The organism is Streptomyces sp. NPDC090994, from assembly GCF_044768905.1.
GTDB lineage: Bacteria > Actinomycetota > Actinomycetes > Streptomycetales > Streptomycetaceae > Streptomyces.
Map to the genome: position 1 here is coordinate 731,383 of NZ_JBIVWS010000001.1, position 21,418 is coordinate 752,800.

Here is a 21,418-nt window from a genome sequence, read left to right on the forward strand (position 1 = left end):
GGGTTGTAAGTCATGGGGTCTGATACGGGGGTCCTGGGGCCGGCCGGGCTCAGTCGAGCCCGGCCGGACTCCCGTCAGACCTCTTCGACGCTGCTCGGCTCGCGCCGGGACAGGTCGATGCCAAGCTCCTCCGCCGCGCGGAAGACGTCCTCGTCGGTGTCGCGCATCTCGATGGACATGCCGTCCGAGGACAGCACCTCCACGTTGAGGCACAGGGACTGCATCTCCTTGATGAGCACCTTGAAGGACTCGGGGATGCCGGGCTCAGGGATGTTCTCGCCCTTGACGATGGCCTCGTAGACCTTCACGCGGCCGGTGACGTCGTCGGACTTGATGGTCAGCAGCTCCTGGAGGGCGTAAGCGGCGCCGTACGCCTCCAGCGCCCACACCTCCATCTCACCGAAGCGCTGGCCACCGAACTGGGCCTTACCACCCAGCGGCTGCTGGGTGATCATGCTGTACGGACCGGTCGAGCGGGCGTGCAGCTTGTCGTCGACCAGGTGGTGCAGCTTGAGGATGTACATGTAGCCGACCGAGATCGGGTCCGGGAACGGCTCACCGCTGCGGCCGTCGAACAGCCGCGCCTTGCCGGACGGGAGCACCATGCGCTCGCCGTCGCGGTTGGGGATGGTGTGCTGGAGCAGACCCGCCAGCTCGTCCTCACGCGCGCCGTCGAAGACCGGGGTGGCGACGTTGGTGCCGGGCTCGACCTTGTCGGCGCCGATCACCTGGAGCCGCTGGGCCCACTCCTCCGCAAGGCCGGAGACGTCCCAGCCGCGGCTGGCGAGCCAGCCGAGGTGGATCTCCAGGACCTGTCCCGGGTTCATTCGGGACGGGACACCCAGCGGGTTGAGGATGATGTCGACCGGCGTGCCGTCCTCCAGGAACGGCATGTCCTCGATCGGGTTGATCTTGGAGATGACGCCCTTGTTGCCGTGACGGCCGGCGAGCTTGTCACCGTCGGTGATCTTGCGCTTCTGCGCGACGTAGACGCGGACCAGCTGGTTCACGCCGGGCGGCAGCTCGTCGCCCTCCTCGCGGTCGAAGACGCGGACGCCGATGACCTTGCCGGTCTCGCCGTGCGGCACCTTCAGCGAGGTGTCACGGACCTCACGGGCCTTCTCACCGAAGATCGCGCGCAGCAGGCGCTCCTCCGGGGTCAGCTCGGTCTCACCCTTGGGCGTGACCTTGCCGACCAGGATGTCGCCGGCGATGACCTCGGCGCCGATGCGGATGATGCCGCGCTCGTCGAGGTCGGCGAGGACCTCCTCGGAGACGTTCGGGATGTCCCGGGTGATCTCCTCGGGGCCGAGCTTGGTGTCACGGGCGTCGACCTCGTGCTCCTCGATGTGGATCGAGGAGAGGACGTCGTCCTGCACGAGGCGCTGCGACAGGATGATCGCGTCCTCGTAGTTGTGACCCTCCCACGGCATGAACGCGACCAGCAGGTTCTTGCCGAGCGCCATCTCGCCGTTCTCGGTGGCCGGACCGTCGGCCAGGACCTGGCCGGTGATGATCCGGTCGCCCTCGTTGACGATGACCTTCTGGTTGACCGAGGTGCCCTGGTTGGAGCGGGCGAACTTGGCCAGCCGGTACGTGATGTACGTGCCGTCGTCGTTGGCGGTGGTGATGTAGTCGGCGGAGACCTCCTGGACCACACCCGGCTTCTCGGCCTTGACCACGTCACCGGCGTCGACCGCGGAGCGGTACTCCATGCCGGTGCCGACCAGCGGCGACTCGCTCTTGATGAGCGGCACGGCCTGGCGCATCATGTTCGCGCCCATGAGGGCACGGTTGGCGTCGTCGTGCTCCAGGAACGGGATCATGGCGGTCGCGACCGACACCATCTGGCGCGGCGAGACGTCCATGTAGTCGACGTCCTCGCCCGTGACGTAGTCGACCTCGCCGCCGCGGCGGCGGACCAGGACGCGGGCCTCGGCGAACCGCATGTCGTCGGTGAGCGTGGCGTTGGCCTGCGCGATGACGAAGCGGTCCTCCTCGTCGGCGGTCAGGTAGTCGACCTCGTCGGTGACCTGGCCGTCGACGACCTTGCGGTACGGGGTCTCGACGAAACCGAACGCGTTGACCCGGCCGTAGGAGGCGAGCGAGCCGATCAGACCGATGTTCGGGCCTTCGGGCGTCTCGATCGGGCACATGCGGCCGTAGTGCGAGGGGTGCACGTCACGGACCTCGAAGCCGGCCCGCTCACGGGAGAGACCACCCGGGCCGAGCGCCGACAGGCGGCGCTTGTGGGTGAGACCCGACAGCGGGTTGTTCTGGTCCATGAACTGCGACAGCTGGCTGGTGCCGAAGAACTCCTTGATGGAGGCGACGACCGGCCGGATGTTGATCAGCGTCTGCGGCGTGATCGCCTCGACGTCCTGGGTCGTCATGCGCTCCCGCACGACGCGCTCCATACGCGCCAGACCCGTACGGACCTGGTTCTGGATGAGCTCGCCGACGCTGCGCAGACGACGGTTGCCGAAGTGGTCGATGTCGTCGGTCTCGACGACGACCGGCTGGCCGTTGTCGCCGACCGTCTCGGTCTCGCCGGCGTGCAGCTTGACCAGGTACTTGATCGTCGCGATGACGTCCTCGACGGTCAGGATGCCCGCGTCGAGGGGGGCGTCCGCGCCGAGCTTCTTGTTGACCTTGTAGCGGCCGACCTTGGCGAGGTCGTAGCGCTTCGGGTTGAAGTACAGGTTCTCGAGCAGCGTCTGCGCGGCCTCGCGGGTCGGGGGCTCGCCCGGACGCAGCTTGCGGTAGATGTCGAGCAGCGCGTCGTCCTGGCCCTGGGTGTGGTCCTTCTCCAGGGTGGCGCGCATGGACTCGTACTCGCCGAACTCCTCCAGGATCTGCTCGGTGGTCCAGCCGAGCGCCTTGAGGAGGACGGTCACGGACTGCTTGCGCTTGCGGTCGATGCGCACACCGACCATGTCGCGCTTGTCGATCTCCATCTCCAGCCAGGCACCCCGGGACGGGATGATCTTGGCGGAGAAGATGTCCTTGTCGGACGTCTTGTCGATGGAGGAGTCGAAGTAGACACCCGGGGACCGGACGAGCTGCGACACCACGACACGCTCGGTGCCGTTGATGACGAAGGTGCCCTTGTTCGTCATGAGCGGGAAGTCGCCCATGAAGACGGTCTGGGACTTGATCTCGCCGGTCTCGTTGTTGGTGAACTCGGCGGTGACGAAGAGCGGGGCGGCGAACGTGAAGTCGCGCTCCTTGCACTCGTCGATGGAGTTCTTCGGCGGCTCGAAGCGGTGGTCGCGGAAGGTCAGCGACATCGACCCGGAGAAGTCCTCGATCGGCGAGATCTCCTCGAAGATCTCCTCCAGGCCGGACTTGGTGGGGACGTCGTGACCCGACTCGAGAGCCTCCTCGACGCGAGCCTTCCACGCGTCGTTGCCGAGCAGCCAGTCGAAGCTCTCGGTTTGCAGCGCGAGAAGGTTCGGAACCTCGAGGGGCTCCTTGATCTTTGCAAAGGAGATGCGCAGCGGGGCGGTGCTGGCAGCGTTGTTCGTATTCGCGGTCGAGGCATTGCGCGAGGCGGCCAAGAGGGGGTCCTTCCGAGGGCTCGGACTCACTACGCGCGTACCGGTCCCTCACCCCACACGGAGACAGACTTCCCGTTGTGGCCGTTTGGCCAGGTCAGAGATGGTCCGGTTTCCGTGCTCGAGCGAGGGCATGCCCCTGGTGACGGGCAGGGAGCAGCTAACAGGCAGCGCAAAGGGTCAGTGTAGCCACTTGGCACACTGATGTCCAGTCCCGCTCTACGGAGCGCCTCACTACCCTCATCTCAACGCCTGCGGCAAGCCTGCCCTCAACGCACGGTGATACTTCCCTCTGCGCCGCCGATCCATGCCTCGGAACCCGGATCGTTGTGACGACGCGTCCTGAGAATTGCGCGCTGCGTGCGGTTCGTCAAGGCCCCCCTTGCCCGAACCGGGGCGCTCGAAGACACAACGAAGATCACCATACCTCGCACACACACAGTCGCAAGGCAACCACGGCGAGGGCCCGGGAACGACGAAGAGCGACCACCCGGATGGATGATCGCTCTTCGGTGCGTACGCGTTACAGCCCTGGCGGAATGTTTACCGCGCTACGGGCCGCCGACGCGGTCGCGAAGGTCTTACTTGACCTCGACGGAGGCGCCGGCGCCCTTGAGGGACTCGGCGGCCTTCTCGGCGGCTTCCTTGGCGACCTTCTCCAGGACGGGCTTCGGGGCGCCGTCCACCAGGTCCTTGGCCTCCTTCAGGCCGAGGGAGGTCAGCTCGCGCACGACCTTGATGACCTGGATCTTCTTGTCGCCGGCACCGGTGAGGATGACGTCGAACTCGTCCTTCTCCTCGGCCTGCTCGGCGGCGGCGCCACCAGCGGCACCACCCGCGACGACGACCGGCGCGGCAGCGGCAGCGGTGACGTCGAACTTCTCCTCGAACGCCTTCACGAACTCGGAGAGCTGGATCAGGGTCATGTTCTCGAACTCGGCAAGCAGTTCGTCCTGGGTGAGAGCCATGATGGCTTTCCTTCCACTCATTCGGCAGGTGCCGGGTGTACGGGGTGAGGCGGGCGTACGTCGGGCCCGCTGCGACCCTTGCCGCTCAGGCGGCGCGGATCAGAAAGCGAGCCGAATTACTCGGCACCGCCCTGCTCGTCCTGCTTGGCACGGAGCGCGTCCACGGTGCGGACGAGCTTCGAGGGCAGCGCCTGGAAGACGGAGGCAGCCTGGGACTGCTTCGCCTTGAAGGCACCGGCCAGCTTGGAGAGCAGAACCTCGCGGGACTCGAGGTCCGCAAGCTTCTTGATCTCGTCGGCGGACAGCGCCTTGCCGTCAAGGACACCGCCCTTGATGACGAGATTCGGGTTGTCCTTGGCGAAGTCGCGCAGACCCTTCGCCGACTCCACCGGGTCACCGGTGATGAAGGCGACAGCCGTCGGACCACTGAAGTAGTCGTCCAGCGTCGTGATCCCGGCCTCGTTGGCCGCAATCTTGGTCAGCGTGTTCTTCACCACGGCGTACTGGGCGTTCTCACCGAGCGACCGGCGCAGCGTCTTGAGCTGCGCCACGGTGAGACCGCGGTACTCGGTCAGCACGGCGGCGTTCGAGTTGCGGAACTGGTCCGTCAGCTCGGCAACCGCGGCAGCCTTGTCGGGCCTCGCCATAGAGCCTCGGCCTCCTTCCGGGTGATTCGGACCGCGCGGACCCGAAGGAGGACTGGGGAAAACGAAACGCCCCGGCGCAGGCGCACGGGGCGTAGCTCAACCGGTTTTCTTCCGCACGCGCACGGTACGGATTCCGTCGGGAGCTTCTCCACTGACACCTGCGCGGGTCGTCCGCTGTTCAGCGGATCCTTCGGCCACCGCACCTTCTTGCGAACGTACGGCAACGACCAGCGGTCTTTGGCTTCTCATGGAGAGTACGCGACCGGATCGCCGGCAGGCAAATCCGGTCAGCGGACCGTCGTCATGACCTCAGTGGACCGTCGTCATGACCGGGACGGGAGCGGCTCAGGCGCCGGAGGAGTCCAGTGCCTCCAGGTCGGCCAGCTCCTTCTCGATGTCGTCGAGCTGCTTGTCGAGGTCCTCGGTGGAGCCGGTGCCGGTGGAGCCGGTGCCGGTGGAACCGGTCGCGTCGGAGAGGTCGCCGAGCGCGTCGCCCATGCTCTTGAGCATCTCGAACAGGTCGGTGGTCTCACTGGCCGGCGGCACCTCGACCTCGGCCTTGGCGCCGTAGTCCGAGAACTTCATGCTCGTGTCGATGTCGCCCTCGGGGGACTCGATCGTCACGTCCATGCGGACCGGCAGGTCGTTCTCGTCGACCCAGACCTCGGTGTCGTAACCCTTGACGCCGGACTTCTCGATGTTGTCCAGGAGCTGCTTGCGCTCCGCGGGCTCCAGCACGTCCAGGCTCTCGTTGCTCTCCATCATCTCCTTGACGGTGAGCGTGCCCTTGTAGTGGTCGGCCTCGACGCCGCCGATCTTCTCGGTGCCGACGTGCTTGAGGCTGGGCGACTCCAGCATCATGGCGAGCTGCTCGGCCGGGTTCTGGTTCATGTTCTCCAGGCCCGAGGTCATCTGCTCGGCCAGCGCCTCGTCGCCGGACGCCTCCGCCACGGCGGCCAGGTCGAACTTCATCCAGCGCTTGCCGCCCATGTCCTTGGCGGCCTCGGCCCCCATGTCCATGTACATGACGTTGTCCTGCCAGATCATGCGCATCTGGTCGGGAGCGTTCGCCCCGGCGGCCGCGAACGCGGAGCCCTTCATCGTCATATCCATGACGGTCGGGTCCCAGCCCATCACGCCGCTCATGGTCATGTCGCCGCCCGCCGCGGTCGGCATCGACATGGTCATCTCGATCTTGGCCGACTTGGCCTCGGCGGTCTTCTCGTACGCCGCCGTGATCACCTGGTGGACCGTCCGCTCGGCGGCCCCGTCCTTCTCCGCGCCACAGCCGACGGCACCGCCGGCCAGCACCAGCGCCGCGATTCCGGCGAGGGTGGCCCCGCCCCGCTTGCCTATACCGAGCTCCATGATTCCCCCCAAGAAAACAAAAGGAACAGTTTGCTGATCTTTGAAAACTCTGTGAGCTTATCCCAGCGGATCTCCGGCTCCCCCCTCCTCACCTCCCGCTCCGCTCAACAGTTCGGTCACGTCCCGGGTGTCGTCGGCCGGGGGCTGTTCGGCGCTGACCCGTACGCCGTAGTCGTGGTAGTGGGCGGTCTGGGTCAGCTCGCCGTCCGCCGTGGCCGCCTTCTCCACCTTCTTGACCATCAGGTCCCGGTCGTCTATCCAGACCTCGACGGTCTGGCCGGTGACACCGGCGTCCATGTCCCGGACCGTGCCCGAGTAGTGCGTGGTGCGCCGGCCCCGCACCCGCTCCGCGCCGACCTCCCGCACGTCGTCGGAGGCCAGCAGCAGGTCCAGGGACCGGTCGGGGGTCGCGGCCCGTATCCGGTCCCCCAATTCCGCTCCGGCGCCGCCCGCCACGTCGTCCAGGTCGTCGTACGCGTATCTGACCCAGTGCCGGCCGCCCGCCCGCGCGGCGAAGGCGTCGCCCATGCGCGCGTAGTACGCGTCGGGCAGATAGCGGGCCTCCATCGACGCGCTGCCCAGCTGCCGCATGCTCTCGGCCAGGGTGCCGCCGGTGTAGGTCAGGGTGAGGGTGCCGGTGACCCCCTCGGTCCAGCCGAGGACGCCGTCCGCCGTCAGGGAGATCGTGGAGCCGATCCGCGTCGTGGACGTCACCCGGGCGGACCGGGCCGCCTCCGTGGCCCGCTCGGCCGCACGCAGCCCGGCGGTCACGGCGGCCGGCACGGACGCGGCCGGCCGGTCGTCGTCGGCGTCCGACGGGCCGCAGCCGGTCACGCCCGCCACCAGCACCGCGATCACCGCGGCCACCGTGAGCGCGGACCGCCCCACTGGCCACCGCACGCCCGTCCCCGCCATCGCCGTCACCCGCCCCCCAGCCGTCGCCCCACCCGTCCCGTATCAGAAAGCTAACGCAGAGCACTGACAACCGGGCCGGAAACGGGGACGGGCCCCGCACCCTGGAAGGGGTGCGGGGCCCGTGAACCGGTGCTCCGGGTGAACCGTCAGGCTCAGACCGCGGCCGGGTCCTCCTCGACGAGGAGGTTGCGGGTGCGGTTGGAGTCGACCGGAATGCCGGGGCCCATCGTGGTGCTGATGGCGGCCTTCTTGATGTAGCGGCCCTTGGCGGCGGACGGCTTCAGGCGGAGGATCTCCTCCAGGGCCGCGCCGTAGTTCTCCACCAGCTTGGTGTCGTCGAAGGACGTCTTGCCGATGATGAAGTGCAGGTTCGCGTGCTTGTCGACACGGAACTCGATCTTGCCGCCCTTGATCTCGGTCACGGCCTTGGCCACGTCCGGGGTCACGGTGCCCGTCTTCGGGTTCGGCATCAGACCACGCGGGCCGAGGACGCGGCCGAGGCGGCCGACCTTGCCCATGAGGTCCGGGGTGGCGACGACGGCGTCGAAGTCCAGACGGCCCTTCGCCACCTCGTCGATCAGTTCGTCGGAGCCGACGATGTCGGCGCCCGCGGCGGTCGCGGCCTCGGCACGGTCACCGGTCGCGAAGACCAGGACCCGGGCGGTCTTACCGGTGCCGTGCGGGAGGTTCACGGTGCCACGGACCATCTGGTCGGCCTTGCGCGGGTCGACACCCAGGCGGAAGGCGACCTCGACGGTGCCGTCGAACTTGGTCGTGGAGGTCTCCTTGGCGAGACGGACGGCCTCGAGCGGGGCGTACAGCTTCTCCCGGTCGATCTTGGCGTCCGCAGCGCGGAGAGACTTGCTGCGCTTGCTCACTGTTGCTCCTGTTGGCTCTTGAGGAGTCGTGGTCCGGGCCGAGCAGGCCCTTCCACTACTACTGCTGGGTTACGGGGGTGGAGGTCAGCCCTCGACCGTGACGCCCATGGAACGGGCGGTGCCGGCGATGATCTTCTCGGCGGCGTCCAGGTCGTTGGCGTTGAGGTCGGGCATCTTGGTGGTGGCGATCTCACGGACCTGGTCACGCGTGATCTTCGCGACCTTGGTCTTGTGCGGCTCGCCGGAGCCCTTCTCCACGCCCGCGGCCTTGAGGATCATCTTCGCGGCCGGCGGGGTCTTGGTGACGAAGGTGAAGGAGCGGTCCTCGTAGACCGTGATCTCCACCGGGATGACCCAGCCACGCTGCGACTCGGTCGCGGCGTTGTAGGCCTTGCAGAACTCCATGATGTTCACGCCGTGCTGACCCAGCGCGGGGCCGACCGGCGGAGCCGGGTTCGCGGCACCGGCCTGGATCTGGAGCTTGATGAGCCCCGTGACCTTCTTCTTCTTGGGAGGCATGGCTCTCCGGGTCCTTTCGATTCGGGTCCTGCCGACGTCCGGGCGACAACTCGGACGCAGGCATACCGCACAACGATAACGGGTATAGATGCGCGGCTGAAAACCGAGCAGGTCAGACGCTCGCCGAAGCGACCGTCTGACCTGCTCGGACGTTTCTGAGCCAGAAGGTCAGTTCTTCTGGATCTGGTCGAAGGAGAGCTCGACCGGCGTCTCGCGGCCGAAGATCTCGACGAGGCCCTTGACCTTCTTCGAGTCGGCGTTGATCTCGTTGATCGTGGCCTGCAGCGTGGCGAACGGGCCGTCGGTGACGGTGACCGAGTCGCCGACCTCGAAGTCCAGCACCTGGACCTCGACCTTGCGCTGCGGCGCCGGCTTGCCCTCGGCCTCGGCGGCCTCGCGGGCGGCCTTCTCCTCGGCCTCCGGGGCGAGCATCTTGACGATCTCGTCCAGGGTCAGCGGGTACGGGTCGTAGGCGTTGCCGACGAAGCCGGTGACGCCGGGGGTGTTGCGGACGACGCCCCAGGACTCGTTGGTCAGGTCCATGCGGACCAGGACGTACCCCGGCAGCTTGTTCTGGCGGATCGTCTTGCGGTCGCCGTTCTTGATCTGGACGACCTCTTCCTGCGGCACCTCGGCCTGGAAGATGTAGTCCTCGACGTTGAGCGAGACGGCGCGCTGCTCCAGGTTGGTCTTCACGCGGTTCTCGTAGCCGGCGTAGGTGTGGATGACGTACCACTCGCCGGGCAGGACGCGCAGTTCCTGGCGGAGCTTCTCGACCGGGTCGATGTCGGGCTCGTCCTCGGCCTCGGCCTCCGCCTCGTCGGCGGCGTCCTCGTCGGACTCGGCGTCTTCCGCGTCCTCGTCCTCGTCGGACTCGGGGGCCTCGATCTCGTCGGCGGTCTCGTCCGCGGCGGCTTCGGCAGCCTGGGCCTCCGGGGAGGCCGCGGTGTCCTCGTTGTCCGCGCCCTCGACGGCGTCGAGCTCGTCCTCGACGGACTCGACCGGCTCGAGGGCGTCGTTCACGTTCGGGTCAGACACGGTGGCTGCTTCTTCCTGGATACATAGGGGTGGAACACGCGAAAGGAGCGCCGGGTACCTCGGCGCTCTTCGCTCGCGGGTCAGCCGAAGACGTACTTGGCGGCGTGGCTGAGCCCATAGTCAATCACGGTGACCAGGCCGATCATGATGACGACGAAGATGATCACCACAGTGGTGTACGTCGTCAGCTGATTGCGACTCGGCCAGACCACCTTGCGGAGTTCCGCGATGATCTGGCGGTAGAAGAGCGCGAGACGCTTCAGGGGGCCCTTCTTGGCACGCTTGCCGCCCTTGCGCTGCTTCTTCTTGGAGTCCGGCGCCTCGTCCTGGGCATCAGGCATGTCGATGGAGCCCACGGCGTCCGTCACTCGTCCTCACCTGATTCCGGGTCGTGGCCGTGCCGCGCCCGGTCTGAGCCGCACGGCGGTGCATTGCTGTACGTACATGCGCACACATCCTGGCGAAGGTGTGTGTAGCAGGGCCGGAGGGACTTGAACCCCCAACCGCTGGTTTTGGAGACCAGTGCTCTACCAATTGAGCTACGACCCTTTGCGTGTCCCCCAACGTACCGCATCCACTCGGATGCTTGGTGTGCACCGGGTGAGCGCGGGCTGCTGGAGGCCGACGAGGTGTGAGTGTACGTGGTTCGGCGCCGGGCGTCGAACAGAAAGCACCGGCAGGGAGCCGGATACGGTCCGGATGACCGAAGATCGCCCTGGCCCGGGGGCGGTTCCGGACTGTTGTTCACAGCTGTGTCCGGACCTGTTCAGTCCGTGAAACCCGCGTGCCGGGCAGGTTTCCGGTCTGGAACGATGGGGCGCATGAGCGCTGCAACCCCTCCCACCGAGCGCCGGGTCTCCGCCCGAGTCGGCGCGATCTCCGAGTCCGCCACCCTCGCCGTCGACGCCAAGGCGAAGGCACTCAAGGCCGCCGGGCGGCCGGTGATCGGCTTCGGCGCCGGTGAGCCGGACTTCCCGACGCCCGACTACATCGTCGAGGCGGCGGTCGAGGCCTGCAAGAACCCGAAGTACCACCGCTACACCCCGGCCGGCGGCCTGCCCGAGCTGAAGGCCGCGATCGCCGCGAAGACCCTGCGCGACTCCGGCTACGAGGTCGACGCCTCCCAGATCCTCGTCACCAACGGCGGCAAGCAGGCCATCTACGAGGCGTTCGCCGCGATCCTCGACCCGGGCGACGAGGTCATCGTCCCGGCGCCGTACTGGACGACGTACCCGGAGTCGATCCGGCTGGCCGGCGGTGTCCCGGTCGAGGTCGTCGCGGACGAGACGACCGGCTACCGGGTCAGCGTCGAGCAGCTGGAGGCGGCCCGCACGGAGAAGACCAAGGTCGTCCTCTTCGTCTCCCCGTCCAACCCGACCGGCGCGGTCTACACCGAGGCCGAGACCGAGGCCATCGGCCACTGGGCCGTCGAGCACGGCCTGTGGGTGCTGACCGACGAGATCTACGAGCACCTGGTCTACGGCGGCGCCACGGCCGTGTCGCTCCCGGCGGTCGTGCCCGAGCTGCGCGACAAGTGCATCGTGGTCAACGGTGTCGCCAAGACGTACGCGATGACCGGCTGGCGGGTGGGCTGGGTCATCGGCCCCAAGGACGTGGTGAAGGCCGCCGCCAACCTCCAGTCGCACGCCACCTCCAACGTCGCCAACGTCTCCCAGGCCGCCGCGCTGGCCGCCGTCTCCGGCAGCCTGGACGCCGTCGCGACGATGCGCGAGGCGTTCGACCGCCGCCGCAGGACGATCGTGCGGATGCTCAACGAGATCGACGGCGTGCTCTGCCCCGAGCCCGAGGGCGCGTTCTACGCCTACCCGTCGGTCAAGGCGCTGATCGGCAAGGAGATCCGCGGCCGCCGCCCGAAGGACACGGTCGAACTGGCCGCGCTCATCCTGGAGGAGGCCGAGGTCGCGGTGGTGCCCGGCGAGGCCTTCGGCACGCCCGGCTACCTGCGCCTCTCCTACGCGCTGGGCGACGAGGACCTCGTCGAGGGCGTCAGCCGCATCCAGAAGCTGCTGGCGGAGGCCAGGGACTGACGCCTGCTGTCGTATCGGGGACCACCTGGGAACGTTACGGGGTGGTCCCCGTTCCTTTGTGCGAGCAAGACCACGTCCGAGGAACCGGCTACCGGGACGCCCACGTCGTACGGCAAGATCCTTGGATGGAGCGTGTACGTGATGTCTCTGAGCTGCCGAAGGCCCATCTGCACCTGCACTTCACCGGTTCGATGCGGCCCGCCACCCTGCTGGAACTCGCCGACAAGCACGGTGTCCGGCTGCCCGACGCCCTGACCGACGCGCTGTCCGGCGGCCATTCGCCGAAGCTGCGGGCGACGGACGAACGCGGCTGGTTCCGCTTCCAGCGGCTCTACGACGCCGCCCGCTCGTGCCTCAGAGAGCCCGAGGACATCCAGCGGCTGGTGCGGGAGGCCGCCGAGGAGGACCTCAAGGACGGTTCGGGCTGGCTGGAGATCCAGGTCGACCCGACCTCGTACGCGCCGCGCCTGGGCGGGCTGATCCCGGCGCTGGAGATCATCCTGGACGCGGTGGACACGACCGTGCGGGAGACCGGGCTCGGGATGCGGGTGCTGGTGGCCGCCAACCGCATGAAGCACCCGCTGGACGCCCGTACGCTGGCCCGCCTCGCGGTGCGCTACGCCGACCGGGGCGTGGTCGGCTTCGGGCTGTCCAACGACGAGCGGCGCGGCATGGCCCGGGACTTCGACCGGGCCTTCGCCATCGCCCGGGACGGCGGGCTGCTCTCCGCGCCGCACGGCGGCGAGCTGACCGGCCCGGCCTCGGTGCGGGACTGCCTGGACGACCTGGCGGCCGACCGGATCGGGCACGGGGTGCGGGCGGCGGAGGACCCCCGGCTGCTGAAGCGGCTGGCCGACCGGCAGATCACCTGCGAGGTCTGCCCGGCGTCCAATGTGGCCCTGGGCGTCTACGAGAGGCCGCAGGACGTCCCGCTGCGCACGCTGTTCGACGCGGGGGTGCCGCTGGCGCTGGGCGCGGACGACCCGCTGCTGTTCGGCTCCCGGCTGGCCGCGCAGTACGAGATCGCGCGCCGGTACCACGGCTTCACCGACGCCGAACTGGCCGAGCTGGCCCGGCAGTCGGTGCGCGGCTCGGCCGCCCCCGACGACATCAAGGCGAAGCTGCTGTCCGGCGTCGACGCCTGGATCGGAGCGGTGCCTCCCGGCGACGATTGACGGACGGCAGCCGGGTGCCGAGCCGCGGACGTACGCCATGCGGGTGACCGTTGCCGGAGCCAGCGGCGGTACCGCAGGCGGTCGGCGTCGTCTGCTGAGGCCGGCCAGGTACGGGTCAGAGGCTGACGCCGACGGTGACCGGCTCGTTGACGAGGGTGACCCCGAAGGCGTCCCGCACACCGGCGACGACCTCGCGGGCCAGGGCGAGCAGGTCCTCCGTGGTGGCCCCGCCCCGGTTGGTGAGGGCGAGGGTGTGCTTGGTGGAGATCCGGGCGGGTCCGGTGCCGTAGCCCTTGGTGAAGCCCGCCTTGTCGATCAGCCAGGCGGCGGAGGTCTTGGTGCGCCCGTCCCCCGCCGGGTAGGCGGGCGGCTCCACGCCGTCTCCGAGCCGTGCCCGCACGCGCGCGTGGAAGGCGGCGAACTCCTCGTCGGTGAGGATCGGGTTGGTGAAGAACGACCCGGCCGACCAGGTGTCGTGGTCCTCGGGGTCGAGGACCATGCCCTTGCCCGCGCGCAGCTTCAGCACCGTCTCCCGGGCGGCCTCCAGGGGGACGCGGTCGCCGGGTTCGACGCCGAGGGCGCGGGCGGTCTCGGCGTACTTGACCGGCCCGGAGAGCCCGTCGGCGTCCTCCAGGGCGAAACGGACGCGCAGGACGACGTAACGGTCGGGTTCGGCCTTGAAGCGGCTGTGGCGGTAGGAGAACGCGCACTGCTCGGCCGTCAGGGTGACCGTCTCGCGGGAGGCGCGGTCGTAGGCGACGACCTCGGTGATGGTCGAGGCGACCTCCTGGCCGTACGCCCCCACGTTCTGGATGGGGGTCGCGCCGGCCGAGCCGGGGATGCCCGCCAGGCATTCGACGCCCGCGAGCCCCGCCTCGACCGTGCGGGCGACCGCGTCGGTCCACACCTCGCCGGCGGCCAGCTCCAGACGGGTGCCGTCGAGGGCGAAGCCCTTGGTGGCGACGACGAGTGCGGTGCCGTCGAAGCCCTTGTCGCCGATGACCAGGTTGGAGCCGCCGCCGATCACCAGCAGGGGCGTGCCGGTGTCGTCGGCCTCGCGGACGGCGGCGATCACCTCGGCGTCGGTCGTGGCGGTGACCAGCCGGGTCGCGGGGCCGCCCAGCCGGAAGGTGGTCAGCGGGGCGAGGGGGGCGTCGTGGAGTTCCTGCACGCGCCCAAGACTACGAGACGGCACCGACAGCGCGGCGGGCGAGGAACGGGCGGGCCGTTCCTCGCCCGTTCCTCGCCGCACGCGCGTGTGCGGGTTCGTTCGCGCGGTTCAAGCGAGGCGCTTGAGCGCCTCGTCCCAGTCCACCGGGAGGCTGTCGGCGCTCGTCGTCCAGGTGACGAACTTGGCGTCCCTCATCTGCGCGGCCAGCCCGTCGGCCGTCGGCCCGTGGGCGCCCGAGCGGGCGAACGCCTTGAGGGCCTGGGGCGACTCCCAGGCGGACAGGGTCCAGTAGGTCCGCCGGAAGGGCCGGGCCTTCAGGGTGGCGCCGTACGCGCCGGGCGCCCGGCTCACCTGCCGCCACACCCCGGGAGTGCGGACGAGGAAGCGGAGCGCTCCCCACAGGGTGCGGGTCTCGAAGCGGGAGGCGAAGACGTGGACGTCGGCGGCGGCCGGCGGCGGGGGGTTCGGCGTGATCCAGGGAAGGGTGGGCATGACGGGCTCCTTTCGGTGCTGCGGTGCGGGTGTCAGCTCGGTGCTGCGGTCATGGGGTCAGCGGGACGCGGCTTCGGCGACCGGTGCGGGTGCCGATCCGGCGCCGTCGCCGGCCGGGGCCGTGGGACCGGACCGGCGGCGCGCCGGGATCAGCAGCGCCGCCACTCCGGCGACCGCGACCGCCGCGGCTCCGGCGACCAGCGCGGGCCGCAGGCCGTCGACGAAGGTCAGCGCGGTCCCGTAGCCGCCCTGGGCGGAGAAGATCGAGCCCATCACGGCGACGCCGAGCGCCCCGCCCACCTCGCGCAGGGCGTTGTTCGCGCCGGAGGCGATGCCCTGTTCGTGGGTGCGGACGCTCGACATCACCAGGTGCGAGGCGGGGGCGAAGAACAGGGCCATGCCGACGCCGCTGATGATCAGGCCGGGCAGCTGGACGGCGTAGGACGCGTCCGTGGTGATCACGAGGGCCAGCTGGCCGAGCCCGGCGGCCTGGAGGAAGAGGCCCGTGGCGACGACCGGTCGGCCGCCGAAGCGGTCGGCCAGCAGGCCGGCGACGGGCGCGACGAGCATCGGCATGCCGGTCCAGGGCAGCATGCGCAGCCCCGCCTCGGTGGGCGAGTAGCCGAGCACGCCCTGGAGGTACTGGCTGAGCAGGAAGACCGAGCCGAACACGCCGAGGAACATCAGCAGGCTCGCCGCGTTGATCCCGGCGAAGGCCCGGGAGCGGAACAGCCGCATCGGCAGCACGGGGTTCTTCGCGTGGACGCCGTGGCGGACGAACCCGGCGAGCAGCGCGGCCCCACCGAACAGGGACAGCAGCACCACGGTGTCGGTCCAGCCGTCGGCGGGTCCGCGCACCAGCCCGTAGACGATCCCGAACAGACCGCCGCTCGCGAGCAGGGTGCCGGGTATGTCGAGCCGGGCGCCGGTGCCGTGGGACTCGGCGAGCCGCAGGCGGGCGAGCGGCAGCAGGGCGATGCCCAGGGGCACGTTCAGCCAGAAGATCCACTGCCAGGAGATGTGCTCCGTCAGCGCGCCGCCGATCAGCGGCCCGGAGGCCACCGCGAGTCCGTTGACGGCGCCCCAGATGCCGTACGCCATGCCACGCCTGGCGGCGGGCACCGCGGCGGTCAGCAGGGTGAGCGTCAGCGGCATCATGATGGCCGCTCCGACGCCCTGGACCGCGCGGGCCGCGATGAGGCCGCCGATGCCGGGCGCCAGGGCCGCGCCGGCGGAGGCGGCGGTGAAGACGGCCGTGCCGACGAGGAAGAGCCTGCGGCGGCCGAAGCGGTCACCGAGGGCCGCGCCGGTCATCAGGAGGCAGGCGAAGGTGAGCGTGTAGGCGCTCACCGTCCATTCGAGGTCGTGGAGTGCTCCGCCGAGGTCCTCCCGGACGGCGGGCAGGGCGGTGGTGACGACGAGGTTGTCCAGGGCGGCCATGAACCCGGCCACGCTGGTGATGACGAGTGCCCAGGCCGCTCCTCCGCGGCGCGGGGTCTGCTGTGACATGACTCCCCCAGAGGTTGTCACTGAACTCTTCAGTTAGTTATTGATGACTAACTTTCCTGGTCAAAAGAAAGGGGCGCGAAGCCCTTCCCCGGCCTCACGCCCCGCCCCGCCCCACGGAGTCGTCCTGCCCGTACACGCCTTCCCAGACCCGGTGTCCGGGCGGGAACCCCATGGCCACCAGGGAGTTGATGAGCATCCCCTTCGCCATGAAGTCACCCGTGTCGGCGACGTCACCGCCGAGCCGCAGGTTGACCGTGTCCCACAGCCGCATCCAGCCGGCCCGGACGACCTCACCGAACTCATGGTCGCCCGCCTGCTCGGCGGCGCCCACGGTGAGGTACATCTGCATCTGCATCAGCAGCCGTTCGGGCCGCTCCATGATGACCTCGGAGTAGGCGTGCCCCATGGCGCGCAGGGCGTCATCGCCCGTCAGCCCCTGGCCCGCCTCCTCGAAGGTACGGATGGTCTCCTCGATGCACCGCTCGGCGGCGGCGAGGAAGATCGCCTGCTTGCCGGGGAAGAGCCGGAAGAGGTACGGCTGCGAGACACCGACCCGCTTGGCGATCGTCTCGGTCGACGTGCCGTAGTAGCCGCCACGGGCGAACTCGGACATCGCCGCGCGGACGATGCTCTCGCGCCGCTCCTCCGCACTCATCCTGACCATGAAGCCAGGTTAGTACTCAATCACTAACTACGGCAACCCGTACGGACGGGCAAGGGGCGCCCTCTCGTGGAGAACGCCCCTCGCCACCCTGCTCCCTGAGCCTCAGCCCAGCCGCACGACCGCCCGGGACATCCCCAGCACCTTCTGGCCCGCGCTGGTCGCCGTGAGGTCCACGCGGACGGTGTTGTCGTCGAGCTTGGCGGCGACCTTGGCGCTGACCTCGACCGTGGCACCCTGACCGTCGTCCGGGACGACGACCGGCTTGGTGAAGCGGACGCCGTACTCGACGACCGCGCCCGGGTCGCCGGTCCAGTCGGTGACCACCCGGATCGCCTCGGCCATGGTGAACATGCCGTGCGCGATGACGTCCGGCAGGCCGACCTCCTTGGCGAACCGCTCGTTCCAGTGGATCGGGTTGAAGTCCCCGGAGGCGCCCGCGTACCGGACGAGGGTGTCGCGGGTCACGGGGAAGGACTGCGCCGGCAGCTCGGTGCCGACCTCGACGTCGTCGTACGCGATCTTCGCCGTCATCGGATGCTCACGCCTCCTCGGCCGCGCGGGCGACCAGCTTGGTCCAGGCGGTCACGACGTGCTCGCCGGCCTCGTCGTGGACCTCACCGCGGATGTCCAGGATGTCGTTGCCCGCGAGGGACTTGACCGACTCGATGGTCGAGGTGACGGTGAGCCGGTCACCGGCCCGCACGGGGCGGACGTAGGCGAACTTCTGGTCGCCGTGCACCACCCGGCTGTAGTCGAGCCCGAGCTGCGGGTCCTGGATGACCTCTCCGGCGGCCCGGAAGGTGATGGAGAACACGAAGGTCGGCGGGGCGATCACATCGGGGTGGCCGAGCGCCTTGGCGGCTTCGGGGTCGGTGTACGCCGGGCTCGTGTCCCCCACCGCCTCCGCGAACTCACGGATCTTCTCCCGGCCCACCTCGTAGGGCGCGGTGGGCGGATAGGTCCGCCCCACGAAGGACTGGTCGAGCGCCATGGGCTCGGTACCTCCTGCTGCTGTCTGCGGTTGCCGCTGTGGCGTCCGCCACCTGGACCGGAACGACGCGAGGCCGCCCCCAGACCTCGGGGACGGCCTCGCGTACGAGCCTGAAATTATCGCGTTTCGCGGTGCGCGGTGTGCGCGTTGCAACGCGGGCAGTGCTTCTTCATCTCCAGTCGGTCCGGGTTGTTACGCCGGTTCTTCTTGGTGATGTAGTTCCGCTCCTTGCACTCCACGCAGGCCAGCGTGATCTTCGGGCGGACGTCGGTGGCAGCCACGTGAGTGCTCCTTGACGAACGGATGGGACTGGACTAACGCATAGAAGAGTAGCCGATCGAAGGACCGACCCCGCAATCGGCTACTTGGAGTAGCGGTGACCGGACTTGAACCGGTGACACAGCGATTATGAGCCGCTTGCTCTACCGACTGAGCTACACCGCTGCGATGCGATCGGGCCCCGCCTGACGGCGGGAACCTCTCACACCAGAGCCCCAAAACGGAATCGAACCGTTGACCTTCTCCTTACCATGGAGACGCTCTGCCGACTGAGCTATTGGGGCGAGCGATGAAGACATTACACGGTCGGCCGCCGTTCGCCCAAATCCGTTTCGCGGCTCCTGCCCCGACCCGTCGCCCGCCCGTGCGGGCACGTCCGAGAGGCGCCCAGGGAGCGTCCCGGGGGGCCGACCCCACCGGTATGACTATTGCGCTCCTCCGCGTCGCCGGCGGGCCACCGTCCTAGGCTCGACTCACTCTGCGTGATCATGCGTCCCCCACTGCGCAGTCCCGAGCCCAGAGGAGCGCGATGCCCGACAGTCACCCGCAGCCGCCCTCCCCCTCCTCCCGGCCGGGCGCCTCCGACCACGGCGCGCTGCTGCTGGCGGGAGCCCAGCTCACCGACGGCCGGACCGTGGACGTACGGCTGCACGGCGGCCGCATCGAGGCCGTCGGCACGGCGGGCAGCCTCTCCCCGCCCCGCCCGCCCGGTGCCGGCACCCGTGTGGACCTCACCGGCTACCTCCTCCTGCCGGCCCCCGCCGAACCCCACGCGCACGCCGACACCGCCCTGACGGCCGACTCCGGCGGACCGGTCTCCTACGAGCCGCGGGACGTCCAGCGCCGGGCCACCCAGGCTGCGCTGCTGCAACTGGGGCACGGCGCCACGTCGTCGCGGGCACACGTGCGCGTGGGCGGCGTTCCGGGGCTCGGCGCCCTGACCGCCGTACTGCGGGCCCGGCGGGCGCTGCGCGGGCTGGCCGAGCTGACGACGGTGGCGACGCCGGGGGTGCTGACCGGGACGGCCGGGGCCGACGGGCTGGCGATGCTGCGGGACGCGCTGAAGATGGGCGCGGGGGTGGTGGGCGGGTGCCCGGACCTGGACCCGGATCCGACGGGGTACGTGGAGGCGGTCCTGGAGGTCGCCGCCGAGCACGGCTGCCCCGTCGACCTGCACACGGACGCCGCCGACCCGGCCCGGCTGGCCCGGCTGGCGGCGATGGCGGGCGGACTGCGGCCGGGCGTGACCCTGGGCCCCTGCGGCGGACTTGACGCACTGCCGGCCGAGGTCGCCCACCGGACGGCGGACCAACTGGCGGCGGCCGGGGTGACGGTGGTGTGCCTGCCGCAGGGCGGCTGCGGCGACGCCGGCGGCCGCGCGGCGGCTCCGGTACGGCTGCTGCGGCGGGCCGGCGTGCGGGTGGCGGCCGGCAGCGGCGCGCTGCGCGATGTGGCCAACCCGGTGGGGCGCGGGGACCCGTTGGAGGCTGCGTACCTGCTGGCCTCCCGGCACGGACTGCGGCCGGAGGAGGCGTACGAGGCGGTGAGCGGGTCGGCGCGGGCGGCACTGGGCCTGCCCGAGGTACGGGTGGAGGCGGGCTTCCCGGCCGAACTCCTCGCGGTGCGCGGGGACCGGCTCGCGGGGGCCCTCTCGTTGGCGTACAGCCGGATCGTGGTGCACGGGGGGCGCGTGGTGGCGCGGACCAGCGCGGTACGGGAGTACGGCGACTCCGTGGCGGCGACGGCGACGGAGTGGGGGCTGCCCCGGCAGGGGTACGGGCAGGCGCCCTGACCGGGACGGGGCAGGGGTACCTGGCAGGTGCCCTGACCGGGACAGGGCAGGGGTACCTGGCAGGTGCCCTGACCAGGACAGGGCAGGGGTACCTGCAGGTGCCCTGACCAGGACAGAGCAGGGGTACCTGCAGGTGCCCTGACCAGGACAGGGCAGGGGAACGGGCAGGCGCGCTGACCGGGACGGTCGCGGCCGGGTGGTGGTGCCGCGCGTCCCGCCGGACCGGCGGCTGGTGGCGACCGGGGAGCCGTGCGGCGCAGTCGGGCGCCGAGGCGTACGGTCGAAGACATGCGCATTGTCATCGCTGGTGGTCATGGTCAGATCGCGCTGCGGCTGGAGCGGTTGCTCGCCGCGCGCGGGGACGAGGTGGCGGGCATCATCCGCAGGGCCGAGCAGGCCGACGATCTGCGCGAGGCCGGCGCCGAACCGGTCGTCCTGGACCTGGAGTCGGCCTCCGTCGACGAGGTCGCCGAGCGGCTGCGGGGCGCGGACGCGGCGGTCTTCGCGGCGGGCGCGGGCCCGGGCAGCGGGACGGCCCGCAAGGAGACGGTGGACAAGGCCGCGGCGGTGCTGTTCGCGGACGCGGCGGTGCGGGCCGGGGTACGGCGTTTCGTGGTCGTGTCGTCCATGGCCGCCGACCCCGAGCACGAGGGCGACGAGGTCTTCGACGTCTACCTGCGCGCCAAGGGCGAGGCCGACGCGTACGTACGGTCGCTGGACGCGCTGGACTGGACGATCCTGCGCCCGGGCGCCCTCACGGACGACGCCGGTACCGGCCTGGTCCGGCTGGAGGCACGTACCGGCCGCGGCCCTGTCCCGCGCGACGACGTGGCCGCGGTACTGGCGGAACTGGTGGACACCCCGGCGACGACGGGCCTGACGCTCGAACTGGTCAGCGGCTCGACACCGGTGTCGGTGGCGGTCAAGTCGGTGGCCGGCAACTGAGGGCCGCGCCCCGTCCCGGGCGGCCGCTCAGAACAGGGGCAGCTGCCCGGGGAAATCGGGCACGGCGTACCCGTCCAGCGAGGGCTGTACGGCACCGATCTGCGCGTGCCGGCGGGAACCGGGGCAGGACGTGAGCTCTCCGCTCTCCCGCGCACCGGGCGGATCGTGCCGCGCGTACCGGCCGGCGACGACGGCGATCTCGCGACGGCACTCGGGGCAGAGACGGCGACGGGACGACATGGGGCCAGTGTGCCGCAGCCCTATGACAAAGACCCCCTCCGCACTGCGTTTCCGCAGGTGGAGGGGGTCTTCCCCAGTGTGGCGGCGCCAGGATTCGAACCTGGGAAGGCTGAGCCGGCAGATTTACAGTCCCCCGCTATATCCTCAGCGCGGTAGCTCCTGAGCTGCGGAGGAACGGCTCACCCAGGGCAAACCTTCGTGTGTCGTCCACGTCTCGTCCGC

The 21,418-nt window shown here is 69.9% G+C and carries 21 protein-coding genes and 3 tRNA genes; 4 read left to right on the forward strand and 20 right to left on the reverse strand.

The genetic code is table 11. The annotated features are described in order from the left end of the window. Positions 1-74: 74 nt before the first annotated feature. The 10 genes from rpoB to ACIQR3_RS03470 all read right to left on the reverse strand — a co-directional run bounded on the left by rpoB (position 75) and on the right by ACIQR3_RS03470 (position 10,439). Positions 75-3,560, reverse strand: a complete 3,486-nt coding sequence (rpoB, locus tag ACIQR3_RS03425; protein WP_215164918.1) for a DNA-directed RNA polymerase subunit beta — start codon at positions 3,558-3,560, stop codon at positions 75-77. 578 nt (positions 3,561-4,138) lie between these two features. Then, positions 4,139-4,528, reverse strand: a complete 390-nt coding sequence (gene rplL, locus ACIQR3_RS03430) for a 50S ribosomal protein L7/L12 (protein ID WP_403533987.1) — start codon at positions 4,526-4,528, stop codon at positions 4,139-4,141. Between the two features lie 113 nt (positions 4,529-4,641). Then, a complete protein-coding gene (gene rplJ / locus ACIQR3_RS03435; protein ID WP_215164921.1) occupies positions 4,642-5,172 on the reverse strand; it encodes a 50S ribosomal protein L10 in 531 nt (176 codons plus the stop codon). Between the two features lie 345 nt (positions 5,173-5,517). Continuing rightward, on the reverse strand, positions 5,518-6,540 hold the full coding sequence (locus ACIQR3_RS03440) for a hypothetical protein (protein WP_403533424.1): 1,023 nt from the start codon (positions 6,538-6,540) through the stop codon (positions 5,518-5,520). A 57-nt stretch (positions 6,541-6,597) separates the two neighbouring features. Then, positions 6,598-7,455, reverse strand: a complete 858-nt coding sequence (locus tag ACIQR3_RS03445) for a hypothetical protein (protein ID WP_403533427.1) — start codon at positions 7,453-7,455, stop codon at positions 6,598-6,600. Between the two features lie 152 nt (positions 7,456-7,607). Further along, the gene (gene rplA, locus ACIQR3_RS03450) at positions 7,608-8,333 is read right to left on the reverse strand and encodes a 50S ribosomal protein L1 (RefSeq protein ID WP_403533429.1); all 726 of its coding nucleotides are present in this window, start codon (positions 8,331-8,333) and stop codon (positions 7,608-7,610) included. A gap of 84 nt (positions 8,334-8,417) precedes the next feature. After that, a complete protein-coding gene (gene rplK, locus ACIQR3_RS03455) occupies positions 8,418-8,852 on the reverse strand; it encodes a 50S ribosomal protein L11 (RefSeq protein ID WP_004927359.1) in 435 nt (144 codons plus the stop codon). Between the two features lie 168 nt (positions 8,853-9,020). Continuing rightward, complete coding sequence (gene nusG, locus ACIQR3_RS03460) at positions 9,021-9,890, reverse strand: transcription termination/antitermination protein NusG (RefSeq protein ID WP_403533433.1); 870 nt, start codon at positions 9,888-9,890, stop codon at positions 9,021-9,023. 80 nt (positions 9,891-9,970) lie between these two features. Beyond that, positions 9,971-10,258: a preprotein translocase subunit SecE gene (secE, locus tag ACIQR3_RS03465; protein ID WP_190206132.1), complete on the reverse strand. Its 288-nt coding sequence runs from the start codon at positions 10,256-10,258 to the stop codon at positions 9,971-9,973. Between the two features lie 108 nt (positions 10,259-10,366). Then, positions 10,367-10,439: transfer RNA gene (locus ACIQR3_RS03470), tRNA-Trp, on the reverse strand. Positions 10,440-10,711: 272 nt separating this feature from the next. On the opposite strand from ACIQR3_RS03470, the gene ACIQR3_RS03475 reads away from it, so the two are divergent. Together ACIQR3_RS03475 and ACIQR3_RS03480 are read left to right on the forward strand one after the other, a co-directional pair. After that, the gene (locus tag ACIQR3_RS03475; protein ID WP_403533436.1) at positions 10,712-11,938 is read left to right on the forward strand and encodes a pyridoxal phosphate-dependent aminotransferase; all 1,227 of its coding nucleotides are present in this window, start codon (positions 10,712-10,714) and stop codon (positions 11,936-11,938) included. A 125-nt stretch (positions 11,939-12,063) separates the two neighbouring features. Then, on the forward strand, positions 12,064-13,113 hold the full coding sequence (locus ACIQR3_RS03480; RefSeq protein ID WP_403533439.1) for an adenosine deaminase: 1,050 nt from the start codon (positions 12,064-12,066) through the stop codon (positions 13,111-13,113). A 115-nt stretch (positions 13,114-13,228) separates the two neighbouring features. Here ACIQR3_RS03480 and ACIQR3_RS03485 read toward each other — a convergent pair whose 3' ends face one another. The 9 genes from ACIQR3_RS03485 to ACIQR3_RS03525 form a co-directional block, all read right to left on the reverse strand. Further along, positions 13,229-14,284, reverse strand: a complete 1,056-nt coding sequence (locus ACIQR3_RS03485) for a UDP-N-acetylmuramate dehydrogenase (protein WP_403533441.1) — start codon at positions 14,282-14,284, stop codon at positions 13,229-13,231. Positions 14,285-14,392: 108 nt separating this feature from the next. After that, entirely contained in the window at positions 14,393-14,776 is a 384-nt protein-coding gene (locus ACIQR3_RS03490) for a DUF3291 domain-containing protein (RefSeq protein ID WP_403533444.1), read from the reverse strand. A gap of 57 nt (positions 14,777-14,833) precedes the next feature. After that, entirely contained in the window at positions 14,834-16,285 is a 1,452-nt protein-coding gene (locus tag ACIQR3_RS03495) for a DHA2 family efflux MFS transporter permease subunit (protein ID WP_403533447.1), read from the reverse strand. A gap of 94 nt (positions 16,286-16,379) precedes the next feature. Continuing rightward, positions 16,380-16,949, reverse strand: a complete 570-nt coding sequence (locus tag ACIQR3_RS03500; RefSeq protein ID WP_403533450.1) for a TetR/AcrR family transcriptional regulator — start codon at positions 16,947-16,949, stop codon at positions 16,380-16,382. A 102-nt stretch (positions 16,950-17,051) separates the two neighbouring features. Continuing rightward, a complete protein-coding gene (locus tag ACIQR3_RS03505) occupies positions 17,052-17,480 on the reverse strand; it encodes a MaoC family dehydratase (protein WP_403533452.1) in 429 nt (142 codons plus the stop codon). A 7-nt stretch (positions 17,481-17,487) separates the two neighbouring features. Continuing rightward, positions 17,488-17,940: a MaoC family dehydratase N-terminal domain-containing protein gene (locus ACIQR3_RS03510; protein ID WP_403533454.1), complete on the reverse strand. Its 453-nt coding sequence runs from the start codon at positions 17,938-17,940 to the stop codon at positions 17,488-17,490. Positions 17,941-18,056: 116 nt separating this feature from the next. Continuing rightward, a complete protein-coding gene (rpmG, locus tag ACIQR3_RS03515; protein ID WP_003948671.1) occupies positions 18,057-18,221 on the reverse strand; it encodes a 50S ribosomal protein L33 in 165 nt (54 codons plus the stop codon). Between the two features lie 90 nt (positions 18,222-18,311). Continuing rightward, positions 18,312-18,384 (reverse strand) — tRNA-Met (locus ACIQR3_RS03520). Between the two features lie 46 nt (positions 18,385-18,430). Next, positions 18,431-18,503, reverse strand: a tRNA-Thr gene (locus tag ACIQR3_RS03525). Between the two features lie 245 nt (positions 18,504-18,748). Here ACIQR3_RS03525 and ACIQR3_RS03530 point away from each other — a divergent pair. Both ACIQR3_RS03530 and ACIQR3_RS03535 read left to right on the forward strand, forming a co-directional pair. Continuing rightward, positions 18,749-20,011, forward strand: a complete 1,263-nt coding sequence (locus ACIQR3_RS03530; RefSeq protein ID WP_403533456.1) for an amidohydrolase family protein — start codon at positions 18,749-18,751, stop codon at positions 20,009-20,011. A 288-nt stretch (positions 20,012-20,299) separates the two neighbouring features. Continuing rightward, a complete protein-coding gene (locus tag ACIQR3_RS03535) occupies positions 20,300-20,956 on the forward strand; it encodes an NAD(P)H-binding protein (RefSeq protein WP_403533459.1) in 657 nt (218 codons plus the stop codon). 27 nt (positions 20,957-20,983) lie between these two features. On the opposite strand, the gene ACIQR3_RS03540 is transcribed toward ACIQR3_RS03535, so the two are convergent. Next, positions 20,984-21,196: a hypothetical protein gene (locus tag ACIQR3_RS03540; RefSeq protein WP_215164940.1), complete on the reverse strand. Its 213-nt coding sequence runs from the start codon at positions 21,194-21,196 to the stop codon at positions 20,984-20,986. Positions 21,197-21,418 lie beyond the last annotated feature (222 nt).